Here is a 13796-nt window from a genome sequence, read left to right as displayed (position 1 = left end):
AAATGTACCGTGCAGGATATGCCGTTTGCGTTAAAGGGGCCGGGCGGACGGCAAGGGCCACGCACCCAGCCCAAACCCCCTACTGCAGGGCGGAGGTCAGTTTCATCACGTTGTCGATGTAGCGCCTGTACCAGGGCCGCTGATCCCACCGCTCCAAAGTAAGCTCCCGCGACACGGCTAGATAACACGTGCCGAGTTCGGACAGCATGTGCAGCAGCGTCCCGGAGGCGACGAAGAGGGAGGATTCGTAGTTGAGGCTGAAGGAGCGAATGTCCATGTTGGAGGATCCGACGACGGCGGAGGAGCCGGGGAGGCCGTCGTCGATAAGTACGAACTTGGTGTGGAGCACGAATGGCGCGGGGAATTCCCAGATGCGCACGCCGGCTTTGAGGAGTTGTTCGTAGTAGGCGGATTGGGCGTGTTGGACCATGAATTGGTCGGATTTGGCGCTGACGAGGAGGTCGACGCGCACACCGCGGTAGCAGGCTGAGGTGATGGCTTCCAGCAGGGATTCTTCGGGTACGAAGTAGGGCGAGCACAGCGTGACGTGCGTTTTTGCGTTGTGGATCATGGACACGAACATGCGCAGGTTCGGCTCGGTGAGGTATCCGGGTCCCGAGGGGACGAGTTGGAGCACGCCATTGCTTGTCGACGACTCCCTCACCGGCGCCTGCTCTATCACCTCGCCAGATTCGGTGTACCAGTCTGTGGCGAACATGGAGTCGGCGGACGCGACGATGGGGCCTTCGAGTTCGACAAACGCGTCGACCCATTGGCGGCCGGCGCGGCGGTGTTGGCGGACGAGGTAGGAGCGGTCGATGAGGTTGAAGGATCCGAGCATGGCTACGCGTGAGTCGACGACGAGGAGTTTGCGGTGGTTGCGTAGGTCGGGGCGGCGCCAGCGGCCGCGGAGTGGGGCGAGTGGCAGCATCATGTGCCAGTCGACGCCGATTTCGGTCAGTCGGCGTTTCAGTTTCCGGAACCCGGGGTATTTTTGGCTGCCGATGTGGTCGAAGAGGAGGCGGACGTGGACGCCGCGGGCGACGGCTCGTTCGATGGCGCGGAAGACGACGTCGGTGGTGTCGTCCCAGGCTACGGCGTAGATTTCGATGTTGACGTGGGAGGTGGCGTCGTCGATAAGTGATGCCATGCGGTGCATGGTTTTGCGGTAGTCGGTCCAGAGTGCGCGCACGTCGGCGTGGACGGCGGGGTAGCCGGTGAGGTTGCGGTTGAGGCGCACGATGGAGGTGGTGACGTCGGGCAGGGGTACGTCGGCGGGGAAGTCGGCGACGTTGAGGTTGGAGTCGTCGATGTGTCGGCGTGCTTCAACTTGGATGCGGTGGCGGCGTCGCGACACGAACGTGGAGCCCATGAGGAGGTACAGCGGCAGCCCGACGACGGGCAGCAGCAGGATGAGCAAAAGCCACGCGTTTGCCGACGACGGTTTGCGCCCGCCCGGCACCACACCGATCATGACGAATTTGATGGCGTAGTCGAGGACCATCGCCGCGAATTGCCACCATCCGAGGTCGATATTCATCGGACCTCATTATAGGAGAGGCCGCGCGTGTCGTAATCGACGATCACGGGTGCGTGGTCGGAGGCACCCTTGCCGCGGCGTTCGTCGACGTCCACCCAGGCGCGTTTGACCAGGTCGCGCATGGGTGCGGTGGCGAGTTGGAAGTCGATGAGCATGCCTTCGTTGTGCTGGAACCGCGCGGATTTGTAGTCCCAGAACGTGTAGGGGTTGTCGTGACGAATTTCGTACAACCCCGCCTCCAGCAGCATCTGGAACGCGGCGCGTTCGGGTTCGGTGACGTGGGTTTTGCCTTCGAACCAGGCGACGTCCCACACGTCTTCGTCGCGGGGTGCGACGTTGAAGTCGCCCATGAACACCTGCAGGTCTCCGGGGCGCACGGACTCCGCCAGGGACCACAGGAATTGCAGTTTGTAGTCGTAGTGCGGGTCGCCGATCTCGCGGCCGTTGGGCACGTACAGGCTCCACACTTCCACGCCGCCGCAGTTGGCGCCGACCGCGCGCGCTTCCACCTTCGGTTCGCCTTTCTTGGCAAACGCGGGTTGGCCGTCGAAGTGGTCGCGCACGTTGTCCAACCCCACCCGCGAGGCGATGGCCACGCCGTTCCACTGGTTCACGCCCACGTGTGCGACCTCGTAACCTGCGGATTCGAAGGTGGCGTAGGGGAATGTTGCGTCTGCGGTTTTGGTTTCTTGCATCGCGAGCACGTCTACGTCGTTGCGTTCGAGGAATGCGGCGATGCGTTCCGCGCGGGTGCGCACGGAGTTGACGTTCCAGGTGGCGATTCGCATGCGCCTAGCCTAGCGCCAGCCGCCGACGGTGATGTTCGAGCGCCCCCTCGGGCACATTGCTAATCGACGACACCCCGTACCCCTCACCGTCCACCCACGCCACCTGCTCCTCCGCAAGCGTCCATTCGTCGGTGAGGATCTTCAGCGCGGGTTTCCCGATCCGCTCCGGGATCAAGAGTCGCACTGGCAGGTTGCGTTCGCGGTAGAAGGCGCGGATGGCGTCGATAGGTACTGGTTGCAGGCCAGCGGACGGCCCGAGCGGTACGGCCGAGTTCGCCTCGTCAGTATTCCCGGTGCGCATGATCCAGCCTTCGGCCCAGGCTTCTTCGGTGGTGGGGATGTCGTCGGCAATGCGGCGTTCCAGCGCGCGGATTTCGGAGTTGCGCACCGTTCTCGCCGACAGCTTCTTAATGATGTGCACGTTGGCCACCTCGATCGCCTCCTTCGACGACGGGAAGCCACCCACCTCCTGCGGCCGCACCACCAGCGGGTCGAGCGACACGACGTGCCCGATGATGTCGCTGGCGTGCTCGCCGCGCCGCTGCCTGACCACGACGCGGTCACCCACCCCCACGTCATCCGAGCGAAAAATACGCGACATATGTTGTGTTTCTCGCGCTCTTCTTATCGACGAGCCCTACCCGCACCCGGCAACATAAACGCCACACCGGCCAGCAGCGCAAGCGCGCCCAGGCCGATCAGCCCGCGCATCGGGGTGCCGGTGTCGGCGAGGTCGCCGTCGCGCTCATCTTCGGTGCTGGTCGTGGTGCGTGACGTGGTCGACGAGGACGTGGTCGAGCGCGTCGTGCTCGACGTTGCAGAGGTGGTGCGGTTCTGCAGCACCGACGCCGACGTCGTCGACGAAGAGGAAGACGAAGACGACGAGGTCGTGGCGGTCGCGCTAGACGTCGTGCTCGACGAAGTGCCGGAGGTTGTGGTCTGCCCGGTAGTCGTACCGGTCGTGGTGCTTGTGGTCTCGGTGCCGGACGACGTGTTCGTCGTGGTCTTCTCGCTGGTGGTGGACTCAGTGGTCTCCGAGGTGGTGGTCTCGTCCTGCATCCGCTCGGCGCGCAGGCTCAGCGACTCGGTGACCTCCGGTGCAGTGGTTTTCGGCGCAGTAGTCTTCGGGGTGGTCGACACCGTGGTTGCCGGAACAGCAGCCTTCTCCGAAGCCTTCTCGCCAGCCTTCTCCGCAGTCGCATCCTCCGACGCGGCAGCCTCCTCCTTGCCGCCCGGGATGCCGTAGATGATGCGGGCATCGCCGTTGTCCGAACGCTCGAAGGCGTCGAAGGCGGTGGTGCCCAGGATGCCGTCGAGGCCCTTGAGGGCGGAGGGGAGGACGACGGTGTCGTCGTTAAGCAAAAGCTCTGAGCGCAACTTACGCACACCGGCGCGCTCGGCCTTGAGGGCGTCGGCTGCCTCGTCGAACTCGGCTTCTTCCTCGTCGGTCAGGTCGCCGGCGTCCTCGCGGAGCTCCTCAAGGTCGTCGGCGGCCTCGATGAGGTCCTTGCGCCAATCGGTGAGGATCTCGCGGACCTCGTCCTCCCCATCCGCTTCCTTAAGTGCGGTGAGGGAGGTGGTGCGGGTCTCGGTGACGTCGCTAAGCAGCTGCTCGAGCGGCGTTTCGGGCGCAGCGGGAGTGGTCAGCGTGATCGCAGTCGCGGCGATGACGGCGGGGATGCGCATGGGTGCCTCCGGAAAAATAGACAGTCCCGCACATCATACCGCGTTAGTGGCCGAACGGATCCTCGTCGGTGCCTGGAAGCCACGTGTTGCCCGGCTCGCGCCAGCCCTTGTCGCGGATTTCGCGCTTCGCTTCCTTCTTGTAACGGCCGGTGAGCACGTCGGTGTACAGGAAGCCGTCCAGGTGGCCGACCTCGTGCTGCAGGCAGCGGGCGAAGAAGCCGGTGCCCTCCACCTCGATCTCGTTGCCGTTCTCGTCCAGGCCGGTGACTTTGGCCCAGTCGGCGCGGCCGGTCGGCCAGGAGTAGCCCGGGACGGAGAGGCAGCCTTCGTCGTCCTCGCCGTCGTCGCTAGGCATTGTCTTCGGAATTTCGGAAGTTTCCAGCACCGGGTTGATCACGGTGCCGCGGCGCATCTCGTCGCCGTCGGGGCAGTGGTAGACGAACAGGCGCAGCGGCACACCAATCTGGTTGGCGGCCAGGCCCACGCCGTGGGCGGCGTCCATGGTTTCGTGCATGTCGGCGATGAGTTCCTGCAGTTCCTCAACGGGCTGCGTGACCTGTTTGGTCGGTTCGTGCAGCACAGGGTCGCCGTGGATAACGATGGGTCGGATGGTCATGCCAATATATTAGGCATGCTTTCCGACACCGACCTCGCCGTGCTCCGTTTCGCCGCGCGCGCCCCGCGGTCCCTCGGCAAGCGCGAGGACGCCATCCGCGCTGAACTTGGCATGACGCCGATCCGCTACTACCAGCGCCTCAACGTCCTTTTGGATAATCCCGAGGCGCTTGCGGCGGAGCCTCAGTTGGTGCGGCGATTGCAAAGGCTTCGCGACGCCTAACCCGGTGTGTTGCCTCCCTTCCCTCACCAGGTGTGGCTATTGTTGCTGCTGTGACTAAAGATCAGTATGGCAACGACCCCCGCTACGACAACGTGGGCGACGAGCCCCTCGACGCCGAAATTATCGACGACACCCCCACCGACGCACCCGCCGAGGAATACCGCGGCGCGCACCGTCGCGACGACGACGCCGACTATGACTATGACGAGGCCTACGACGAGGCGTACGCAGGCTACGCCGCCGGTGCCGGTGCCGGTGCTGGTGCAGGTGCTGGTGCCGGCTCGACCGCCGTCACCGCTGGCGGCGCCGCTGCTGGAGCCGGTGCTGGCGCGGGCGCCGGTGCGGGCGCCGCTGCCGCCCAAGGCGGCCTGCCTCGCCGTGGCCTCGCCATGATCCTTATCGCCGTCGCCGCGTTGCTGCTGCTCTGGGCCCTGTGGGCGATGACCCAGAAGGGCGACGACAACAACGCCGCATCCTCCGCCTCGTCCGAAACCTCCACCTCCGCTACCGCCGAGGCCGCCCCGTCCGCGGCCCAGCCTGGCGAGGGCCAGGGCCAGGGCGCCCAGGATCCCAACGCCTCCCAGGATCCGAACGCGCCGCAGGACCCGAACGCCGAACAGCGCGAAGGCGACCAGGCCCAGGACCCCAACGCGCAAGACCCCAACGCGCAAGACCCGAACGCCGAGACCCCGGCACCGGCTCCGGCTCCGGCCCCGCAGGGCGCGCAGCTCGACAATGCGAGCGCGCAGGTCTTCGTCTACAACAACTCTGGCATCGCTGACCTGGCTAATCGCACGGCGGACCAGCTTAAGGGTCAGTTCAACGTCGCTAATCAGTCCCAGGACGCTGCGACGATGAACATGCCTGAGCAGCAGTACGGCATCTTCCCGGAGACCTACGTGTTCTTCGACCCGGCTACCCCGGGTGCTGAGCAGGTCGCTGCCGACATCGCCCGCCGCGTCGGTGGCACCGCCCGCGCGAAGAATGACATCCCGGAGGGCGCCGTCGGCCTTCCGGAGCAGGCCGCGAATAACCGCAGTGCGGTCGCGGTCGTCCTCGCCGGCTAGTTTTAGCCTCCAAACGGCGCCTCCTACACGGTGCATTTCGTCGAAAATTGGCGAAATATGCCGTGTAGGAGGCGCCGTTTAGCTTTACGACGACACCACCCCGGCACCACCCCAACACATGGTGAGAATGCAAGGGTGAAGATGGCCAAAAATCGGCAAGCTCTCCGTTGCGTCCTCACCATCTGTGTGGAAGGCGGAACCCCAACAGCACCGCCCCGCATATAAACCGCTTCGCCATGCCAGTCCCGGGAACCGAAGCGGTTAGGCTGGCTGACTATGGATCCGTTTCGCGATTTTGCCAGGTCGGCCGCCCCTACCCTCGGTGTCGAGTGGGAGATTTGTCTCGTCGACCCGGAAACGCGCGACCTTGTGCCGCGTGCGGCTGAGGTGATCGAGGAGGTGCAGAAGCGCAATCCGGACGTGCACCTGGAGCCGGAGTTTCTGCAGAACACGATCGAGCTTGTCACGCCGATCTGCACGAATACCAGGGAGGCGGTCGACGCCCTCCAGCGCGACCTCAAAGCGATCAAGGAGGTCGCGGATGAGAAGAACCTCCGCCTGTGGGCGAGCGGCGGCCACCCGTTTTCGGATTTCCGCACGAATCCGTTGAGTCCGAAGAACACGTATCAGGAGATCGCGGATCGCACCCAGTATTGGGGTCAGCACATGTTGTTGTGGGGTATCCACTGCCACATTGGGATCAGTCATGAGGACAAGGTGTGGCCGATCATTAATGCGGTGATGACGAAGTACCCGCACCTGCTCGCGATAAGCGCCTCGAGCCCGGGTTGGGACGGTATCGATACGGGTTACGCTTCGAACCGCACGATGCTTTACCAGCAGCTTCCCACCGCGGGTATGCCGTATCAGTTCCAGGATTGGGATGAGTGGGTTGCGTTTATGCGCGATCAGCAGACTTCGGGCGTGATTAATCACACGGGTTCGATGCATTTCGATGTCCGTCCGGCCGCGAAGTGGGGCACGATCGAGGTTCGCATTTCGGATGCCACGTCTAACCTGCGCGAGCTCGCCGCGGTCGTGGCGCTCACGCACTGTCTCGTGGTCCACTACGACCGGATGCTCGATCGCGGCGAGTCCCTGCCCACCCTGCAGCAGTGGCACGTCGCGGAGAATAAGTGGCGCGGCGCTCGCTATGGCATGGACGCGCTCGTGATCACTAGCCGCGATACGGACGAGGACTGGATTAAGCACGAGCTGCAATTGCTTATCGACGAACTCACGCCCACGGCCCAAGACCTCAACTGCCTCGACGAGCTACGGCTGGTCGGCGAGATCGTCGAGCGTGGCGCCGGCTACCAGCGCCAGCGGGAGATTTACCAGCGCACGGGTGATTGGAAGGCGGTTGTGGACGCGACCTGCGACGAAATGTGGGAACTCACGCCGTAGCGCCGTAGCAGCCAGCCCTTAGCCCGCCGGCCGTTCGGTTTCGGTGGGCTTGTTGGGGTTGATGCGCTTGGGGTGGTAGCTGGCGGGGCGATCGTTGCGGGTGAGTTGGCCTTCTTCGCCGTAGAGGCCTTCGCGTCGGGCGATGCGGCCGAGGCGTTGGCCGGTGACGGGGTTGGTCATTAGGGCGAAGATGACCAGCAGGATCATGATGCCGATGTCGCCTTTTTCGTGGACGCCGAAGTCTTCGGCGGTGGTGACTCGGATGATGGTGCCGATCATGAACAGGACGAGCCCGGTGGTTTGGGGTTTGGTGATGGCGTGGACGCGCGCGAGGGTGGAGTTGAAGCGTGCGGTGCCGACGGCGGCGGAGAAGACCATGAACGCGCCGGGCAGGATGAAGATCAGGGAGATGATGTCGGTGATCATAGGGAACCATCCCTCTTGCGGAAGCGGGCGACGGACAGGGAGGCGATGAAGCCGAGGAGTGCGATGACGATCATCACGTTGACCACGGTGGTGTCTAAGGTCCAGCAGATGTAGAGGGCGAGGGCGCACTGGAGGGAGGCGGTGATGCCGTCGTTAGCTAGGACGCGGTCGAGGGAGTCGGGGCCGACGATGACTCGCCAGGCGAGGATGAAGAAGCCGGCGAAGATGAAGATGGCGGCTATGGCGAGGAAGACGTTGTAGATCGTTTCGTTCATTTGCTCCTGCTTTCGAAGATCCCGATCATTTGGCGTTCCAGGGTGGCTACGTTGGCAATTTCGCGTTCGATGTCGGCCGGGGTGGACGCGTCGAGGACGTGGATGGTCCATTCGCGGTTGGCCAGGTCGATGTCGGTGACGGTGCCGCCGGGCTGCAGGTTGTAGGCGCAGGTGGCCAGGTAGAACACCAATTCGTTGCTGACGCGCATGGGCACGCGCAGGATCGCGTTTTTGGGTTGGGGTTGGGGCCGCAGCGAGAGCCAGGCCACTTTGGCGGAGGCGACGATGAGGTCCCACAGCCAGATGCCGACGAAGGCGATCAGGCGTGGCCAGTGGATGCGGTTTCCGCTGCGGGGGACGCGCGGCAGCGGCAGGGCCAGCACGATGACGACGCCTAAGGCGAGGCCGGCGGCGACGTTGCCCCAGGACACTTCGCCCATGAGCAGGACCCACATGAAGGTCAGCCACGCAATGTAGGCGGGGCGCATGCGGTTTTTTATACCGGTGAGCAGGCTCATCAGTTACGCACCTCCTGGTTGCGACGGTTCATCAGCGAGTCGTGCCCGCCTTGGGAGTCGGTGGGTTCGGTGAATGCGTCGAGGTTGCGGGTGGCTTGGGTGGGGTCGTCGATAAGTACTGCGCTGCGGTAGATGGTGACGTCTTGGGCGGATTGGGCGGCGCGGTCGGTGATGTTGGAGATCGGACCGGCCAGGAACGTGATCGACGTGGAGGTGAGTACCAGCAGTGCGGTGGAGAGGAACATGCCGACGGGGATGCGGCCGACGTCGTCGCGTTCGCCGGCAGAGACGGTCTCGCCGCGCTCGGCAAGGTTGGCGGGGCGGGCGAGGACGACGTCGCCTTCGGGGGCGTCGGCGCGATCTCGCAGGAAGCCTTTGGACCAGACGTTCATCATGGCGTACAGGGTGAGCAGCGAGGTGACCACTGCGCCGCCGATGAGGGTCCAGGCGAGCCAGGAGCCGTCTTCGGCACCGGCTTGGATGAGCATGACTTTGCCCAGGAAGCCGGACAAAGGCGGGATGCCGCCGAGGTTGAGCGCCGGGACGAGGTACAGCACGCCAATCACGGGCGCGGTGTACAGCAGGGAGCCGAGGCGGCGCAGTTGCGCGGAGCCTGCTTGCCTTTCCACGAGACCGACCACCAGGAACAGTGACGTCTGCACCAGAATGTGGTGGACGGCGTAGAAGATCGCGCCGGATAGGCCTGCGACGGAGCCGAGGGCCACGCCGAAGATCATGTAGCCGATGTGGCTGACCAGGGTAAAGGACATGAGACGTTTGATGTCGTTTTGGGCGATCGCGCCCATCACGCCCACGATCATGGTCAGCAGTGCGACCCACATGAGCATGGAGTCGAGGGAGCCGTCGGTAAATACGGTGGAGCGCATGCGGATGATCGCGTACACGCCGACTTTGGTCAGCAGGCCTGCGAACACGGCGGTGACGATGGAGGCGGCGGTGGGGTAGGAGTCCGGCAGCCAGGCGTCCAGGGGGAAGACGGCGGCTTTGATCCCGAAGGCGATGAGGATCGTCGCAAAGATTGCTGCCTTGGTGCCGGTGGGCACGTCTTCCATGCGGATGCCCGCCTGCGCCATGTTCATGGTGCCCACGGACGCGTACACGAGTGCGAGCGCGAACAGGAACACCATCGACGACGCCATGGACACCATCACGTAACCGATGCCAGCGCGCACGCGCTGCGGCGACGCACCAAGGGTGAGCAGCACGTATGAGGCGACGAGGAAGATCTCAAACCCGACGTACAGGTTGAACAGGTCGCCGGCCAAAAACGACAGGTTCACGCCCATGCTCAGCAGCATGTAGGAGGGGAGGAACACGGCGATTGGGTCGTCGTCGTCACCATCGCGCAGGCCTTGGGAGATGCCGTACCACATCACCGCGACCAGCACGATCGAGGAGACGAACAACATTATCGACGACAACCTGTCCGCCACCAACGTAATCCCGATCGGCGCCTCCCAGCCGCCCATTTGCACCGTTTGGATGCCGTGGGTGTCCGCGACGATGATCAGCACCGCCGACATGACCGTCAGCGTGGCCAGGGTCAGCAGGGCGATGAAGCGCTGCAGGTTCACACCGCGGAACACCAGGATGAACGCCGCGGAGATGAGCGGCAGCAGAATCATCAGCACCGTCAGGTAGGGCACTGCGGGCAGGGCCCAGTCGGCGAGGGCGAACAGGTTATTTTTCACGGTCCACCGCCTTGACCGGCTCCTCGAAGGATGCTGCCGTGGCTGCCTTGCCGGCTGCTTCTTCTTCGTCGCGGTCGCCCGTCGGCGTGGTTGGGCGCACCGCAATTGCGCGGTCCTCTTCGTCGCGTTCGACCACGTCGTCGGTGCGGTAGCGGTACTGGCGGTATGCGAGCGCAAGCATGAATCCGACCATGGCCATCGAGATGACAATGGCGGTCAGGATCATCGCCTGCGCCAGCGGGTCGGCGGAGTCGGCGACGGCTTCGGAGTCGCGTCCGATGATCGGCGGGGAGCCCGCCCGGCCGCCGGATTGCAGCAACAGCAAGTTCGCGCCGTTGCCGATGAGCAGCACGCCCATGATCATGCGCGTCATTGCTTTGTCCAGCATGAGGTACACACCGCACGCGATGAGTACGCCCGAGCCGATGAGTAAGAACAGGTTCGCTTCCATTTACTTCTCCGAGCTCTTGCTAATCGACGACGACCCTGCCGACGACACCGCCGCCCGCTCATCAAACCGCTGCAGGCGATCACGCTTTTGCTGTTCGCGGCGCCTGCGGTTCTTCTCTTGCAGTTCGATGGCGCGGTCGCGGGCGCGCTGCTTACGGGACTCTTCTTCGAGGTCGATGTGGGCGCCCATGGAGGCCAGCACGTGCATGATGAGGCCGACGACGATGGCGTAGACGCCGGCGTCGAAAAGCAGGGCGGATGGGACGTCGAACTCGCCGATGAGCGGCAGACTGAACGTGGCGTACCCAGAGGTCAGTGGCGGGTTGCCGAAGAACATGGGCACGACCGCCGCAGTGGCGGACATCAGCAGGCCAGCGGCGAGCACCTTGCTTGGGTGCACCGGCAGGGTTGCTTCAATCTCCTTGCGACCGCCCGCCAGGTAGCGCAGCGTGAGCGCGAGTGCGGCGACAAGGCCGCCTGCGAACCCGCCGCCTGGGGCGTTGTGGCCGGAGAAGAAGAAGTACGCCGACAGCAGCATCATCGATGGGAACAGGATGCGGGTGGCAACCTCCACCATCAGGGAGCGGTTCTGTGCGGTTTCGTCGTTCACGCCGGAGGCCAACCAGCGGGCCTTTGTGGTCTGCAGGGTCGGGCGGCGTGACTGGGTTTCAAACTTGCCGGTGCCGAAGATCAGGCTGGCCACACCCACTGCGGCGATGACCAGCACGGTGATCTCACCGAGCGTATCGGCGGCACGCAGGTCCACCAGCAGCACGTTGACGGTGTTGCGGCCGTGACCGATTTCGTACGCCAGCTCCGGCATGGTTGTGGAGATCGGCTCGGCCACGCGTGCGGACATCGCCGTCATGGCCACGACCACCACTGATACGCCGGTGCCGATGGAGAGCCAGGCGCGGAGACGGTTGTCGTCGTGACGCGGCTCGACCTCTGTGGGCATCTTGCGCAGCACCAGCATGAAGATAACCATCACAATGGTCTCCACCAGCGCCTGCGTCAGCGCCAAGTCCGGTGCGCCGTGCAGCGCGAAGATCATGGCCAGGCAGTAGCCGGTCATGCCGACCATCACCACGGCAGACAGGCGGTTGCGCTGCAGGGTGGCGAAGAACGCCATGCCCGCCATGATGATCACGATCAGGCCTTGCCAGACGTTTTCCCACACGATCATGCGGATGTTGTTCGACGCCCCCAGGATCAGCGCAGCCAACGGCACAACCATCAGCGTGGCAAAGATGACACCCAGGTTGATCGCCAACGAACCACGCTGGGTGGACGCGGTCAGGCGCATCGACCAGTGGTGCAGCTTGCTCAGGATGGTGTCGTAGACGGCGTTGGCGTTACCCAGCGCGGGCTGTTCAAACTGGGCCTTTGCCACCAGGTCGCGCTGCCAGAACATGATCGCGCCCGCAGTGATGATTACCGCAGACAGGATCAGCGGCACGTTGATGCCGTGCCACAGCGCGAGCGTTTCGCCTTCCACGTCGGGGAAGCGCGCGTCGAGGTGGTTGTTGATCGGGTCCGACAGCAGCGCCGGCACCAGGCCAAACACGATCGTGCCGGCGGTCAGGATGGCGGGGGAGAGCCACAGTGTGGGGCCCACCCGGTGCATGTCGCGCACGGCTTCGGAAGGCTTGCGGTCGTGCTCTGGTTTCGTCGCAAAGGCACCGTGCAGGAAGTAGAGCGAGTACGCCATGGTCAGGATGGAACCAGCGACCATCACTACCAGCGTGATCCTGCCCGGCATACCGGTGAGCAACTCCTCGTGCAGGATCATCTCCAGCGCGGCTTCCTTGGCTACAAACCCGAACAGCGGCGGGATGCCAGCCATCGACGCAGCCGACACAATGGCCAACCCCGCCAACAACGGCTGCTTCTTGCCCAGCCCCGACAGTTCGTGGATGTCGCGCGTGCCGGTGGCGTGGTCGATCGTGCCCACAATCATGAACAGCGCGGCCTTAAACAGCGAGTGCGCGAACGTGATCGCAAGCCCCGCCATCGCGGCCTCACGCGACCCCACGCCGATCACCGTGATGATGAAGCCCAGCTGGCTCACCGTGCCGTACGCCAGCACCAGCTTCAGGTCGCGCTGCTTCAGCGCCATCCAGCCACCCAGCAGCATGGTGAACCCACCCGTAGACAGCACCAGCAGGTGCCACGTGGTCACCGCCGACATGTCGGGCGCAAGCCTAGCGACGAGATAAATACCCGCCTTGACCATCGCCGCCGAGTGCAGATACGCCGACACCGGCGTCGGCGCCGCCATCGCGCCGGGCAACCAGAAGTGCCACGGGGCCTGGGCGGACTTGGTCAGCGCACCCAGCATGATCAGCACGATTGCCGCGGAGATCGCCGGGGTGCCCTCGATGTCGGCGATCTGGGACACCTCGGACAGACGCCAGATGCCGGCGTTGAAGCCTAGGAGGTTGATGCCCACCAGCATGGCCAGGCCACCCATTGTGGTGACCATCAGTGCCTGCATGGCTGCGCGTCTGGAGGTCGCCCGCTCCCCGTAATACGACACCAGCATGTACGACAGGATCGAGGTCAACTCCCAGAACACGTACATGAGCAGGAAGTTGTCCGAGATGACCAAGCCGTACATGGCCATGGCGAAGGCGCTGAGCTCAAACCCGAACTTGGCCAGCCTGCGCGGGTTCGAGTCGAAGTAGCCCCAGCAGTAGAACAACACAAGCGCCCCGACACCCAGGATGATCAGGCTAAAGAGCGCTGCTAGGGCATCGAGGCGAAACTCTAAGTTGAGGTTGGTCGATGGCATCCACGTGAACGTGGAAACGATCTCCCCGCCGTCGCGGAACACCCCGTCGGCGAAGAGTTTGACCACCCACAGGAAGCCGCCGAGCGGCACCAACGCCAGTAGGGCGAACGCCGAGCGGCCGATGCTGCGCAGCAGCACCGGGGCGATGGCGCTGGCAGCCGTGAGCGCAAGAAGTAACGTGAGCACGTTTCTGGCAGCCCTCCTTTGAGGTCGGTCGTACCGTTGGCGCGCCTAACCTCAGGGGGTTTCCAGTTCACACAGAAATAACTTGCTCATCGCGGCAACAAGATACAAC

General features: G+C 64.2%; 14 protein-coding genes. 3 read left to right on the top strand and 11 right to left on the bottom strand.

Features of this window, described 5'->3' with window-relative positions:
• Positions 1-79 precede the first annotated feature (79 nt).
• The 5 genes from cls to HMPREF2736_RS11510 are packed head-to-tail and all read right to left on the bottom strand — an operon-like array spanning position 80 to position 4630.
• A complete protein-coding gene (cls, locus tag HMPREF2736_RS11530; protein WP_070829911.1) occupies positions 80-1540 on the bottom strand; it encodes a cardiolipin synthase in 1461 nt (486 codons plus the stop codon).
• Positions 1537-2328, bottom strand: a complete 792-nt coding sequence (locus HMPREF2736_RS11525; RefSeq protein WP_070829909.1) for an exodeoxyribonuclease III — start codon at positions 2326-2328, stop codon at positions 1537-1539. The genes cls and HMPREF2736_RS11525 overlap by 4 nt, the downstream gene beginning before the upstream one ends.
• A 4-nt stretch (positions 2329-2332) precedes the next feature.
• The gene (locus HMPREF2736_RS11520) at positions 2333-2929 is read right to left on the bottom strand and encodes a GNAT family N-acetyltransferase, cg3035/Rv0428c family (protein WP_070829907.1); all 597 of its coding nucleotides are present in this window, start codon (positions 2927-2929) and stop codon (positions 2333-2335) included.
• Between the two features lie 23 nt (positions 2930-2952).
• Positions 2953-4014 carry a hypothetical protein gene (locus HMPREF2736_RS11515; RefSeq protein ID WP_070829905.1) on the bottom strand — a complete coding sequence of 354 codons (1062 nt, stop codon included), beginning with the start codon at positions 4012-4014 and terminating at the stop codon, positions 2953-2955.
• 43 nt (positions 4015-4057) lie between these two features.
• Positions 4058-4630 (bottom strand): peptide deformylase, encoded by a 573-nt coding sequence (locus HMPREF2736_RS11510; protein ID WP_070452812.1) that lies wholly within the window; start codon positions 4628-4630, stop codon positions 4058-4060.
• A 15-nt stretch (positions 4631-4645) separates the two neighbouring features.
• Between HMPREF2736_RS11510 and HMPREF2736_RS11505 the strand changes: the two genes are divergently transcribed.
• From HMPREF2736_RS11505 to HMPREF2736_RS11495, 3 genes are all read left to right on the top strand, one after another.
• A complete protein-coding gene (locus HMPREF2736_RS11505) occupies positions 4646-4852 on the top strand; it encodes a DUF3263 domain-containing protein (RefSeq protein WP_070422446.1) in 207 nt (68 codons plus the stop codon).
• Positions 4853-4902: 50 nt separating this feature from the next.
• Complete coding sequence (locus HMPREF2736_RS12835) at positions 4903-5919, top strand: LytR C-terminal domain-containing protein (RefSeq protein ID WP_210399471.1); 1017 nt, start codon at positions 4903-4905, stop codon at positions 5917-5919.
• A 276-nt stretch (positions 5920-6195) separates the two neighbouring features.
• The gene (locus HMPREF2736_RS11495) at positions 6196-7326 is read left to right on the top strand and encodes a glutamate--cysteine ligase (RefSeq protein WP_070482319.1); all 1131 of its coding nucleotides are present in this window, start codon (positions 6196-6198) and stop codon (positions 7324-7326) included.
• Between the two features lie 18 nt (positions 7327-7344).
• On the opposite strand, the gene HMPREF2736_RS11490 is transcribed toward HMPREF2736_RS11495, so the two are convergent.
• The 6 genes from HMPREF2736_RS11490 to HMPREF2736_RS11465 are packed head-to-tail and all read right to left on the bottom strand — an operon-like array spanning position 7345 to position 13687.
• Positions 7345-7752, bottom strand: coding sequence for a monovalent cation/H(+) antiporter subunit G (locus HMPREF2736_RS11490; RefSeq protein WP_070614382.1), 408 nt, complete (start codon positions 7750-7752; stop codon positions 7345-7347).
• Positions 7749-8027: a monovalent cation/H+ antiporter complex subunit F gene (locus tag HMPREF2736_RS11485; RefSeq protein ID WP_070422450.1), complete on the bottom strand. Its 279-nt coding sequence runs from the start codon at positions 8025-8027 to the stop codon at positions 7749-7751. Before HMPREF2736_RS11485 ends, HMPREF2736_RS11490 begins: the two co-directional genes overlap by 4 nt.
• Positions 8024-8545, bottom strand: a complete 522-nt coding sequence (locus HMPREF2736_RS11480) for a Na+/H+ antiporter subunit E (protein ID WP_180950054.1) — start codon at positions 8543-8545, stop codon at positions 8024-8026. The genes HMPREF2736_RS11485 and HMPREF2736_RS11480 overlap by 4 nt, the downstream gene beginning before the upstream one ends.
• Positions 8545-10257, bottom strand: a complete 1713-nt coding sequence (locus HMPREF2736_RS11475) for a Na+/H+ antiporter subunit D (protein ID WP_141761654.1) — start codon at positions 10255-10257, stop codon at positions 8545-8547. Before HMPREF2736_RS11475 ends, HMPREF2736_RS11480 begins: the two co-directional genes overlap by 1 nt.
• Positions 10247-10708, bottom strand: a complete 462-nt coding sequence (locus HMPREF2736_RS11470; RefSeq protein WP_070829902.1) for a Na(+)/H(+) antiporter subunit C — start codon at positions 10706-10708, stop codon at positions 10247-10249. Before HMPREF2736_RS11470 ends, HMPREF2736_RS11475 begins: the two co-directional genes overlap by 11 nt.
• On the bottom strand, positions 10709-13687 hold the full coding sequence (locus HMPREF2736_RS11465; protein WP_070829900.1) for a Na+/H+ antiporter subunit A: 2979 nt from the start codon (positions 13685-13687) through the stop codon (positions 10709-10711).
• Between the last annotated feature and the right edge of the window lie 109 nt (positions 13688-13796).

The organism is Corynebacterium sp. HMSC036E10 (assembly GCF_001836265.1).
In the GTDB taxonomy this organism is placed as follows: domain Bacteria; phylum Actinomycetota; class Actinomycetes; order Mycobacteriales; family Mycobacteriaceae; genus Corynebacterium; species Corynebacterium coyleae.
This window is presented reverse-complemented; position numbering and strand designations above follow the sequence as displayed.

Bases quoted from the DNA above. Each gene is read 5' to 3' on its own strand.
- HMPREF2736_RS11525 (WP_070829909.1), bottom strand. From the start codon at position 2,328: ATGCGAATCGCCACCTGGAACGTCAACTCCGTGCGCACCCGCGCGGAA.
- HMPREF2736_RS11485 (WP_070422450.1), bottom strand. From the start codon at position 8,027: ATGAACGAAACGATCTACAACGTCTTCCTCGCCATAGCCGCCATCTTC.
- HMPREF2736_RS11495 (WP_070482319.1), top strand. From the start codon at position 6,196: ATGGATCCGTTTCGCGATTTTGCCAGGTCGGCCGCCCCTACCCTCGGT.
- HMPREF2736_RS11505 (WP_070422446.1), top strand. From the start codon at position 4,646: ATGCTTTCCGACACCGACCTCGCCGTGCTCCGTTTCGCCGCGCGCGCC.
- HMPREF2736_RS11480 (WP_180950054.1), bottom strand. From the start codon at position 8,545: ATGAGCCTGCTCACCGGTATAAAAAACCGCATGCGCCCCGCCTACATT.
- HMPREF2736_RS11515 (WP_070829905.1), bottom strand. From the start codon at position 4,014: ATGCGCATCCCCGCCGTCATCGCCGCGACTGCGATCACGCTGACCACT.
- HMPREF2736_RS11520 (WP_070829907.1), bottom strand. From the start codon at position 2,929: ATGTCGCGTATTTTTCGCTCGGATGACGTGGGGGTGGGTGACCGCGTC.
- HMPREF2736_RS11490 (WP_070614382.1), bottom strand. From the start codon at position 7,752: ATGATCACCGACATCATCTCCCTGATCTTCATCCTGCCCGGCGCGTTC.
- HMPREF2736_RS11470 (WP_070829902.1), bottom strand. From the start codon at position 10,708: ATGGAAGCGAACCTGTTCTTACTCATCGGCTCGGGCGTACTCATCGCG.
- HMPREF2736_RS11510 (WP_070452812.1), bottom strand. From the start codon at position 4,630: ATGACCATCCGACCCATCGTTATCCACGGCGACCCTGTGCTGCACGAA.
- cls (WP_070829911.1), bottom strand. From the start codon at position 1,540: ATGAATATCGACCTCGGATGGTGGCAATTCGCGGCGATGGTCCTCGAC.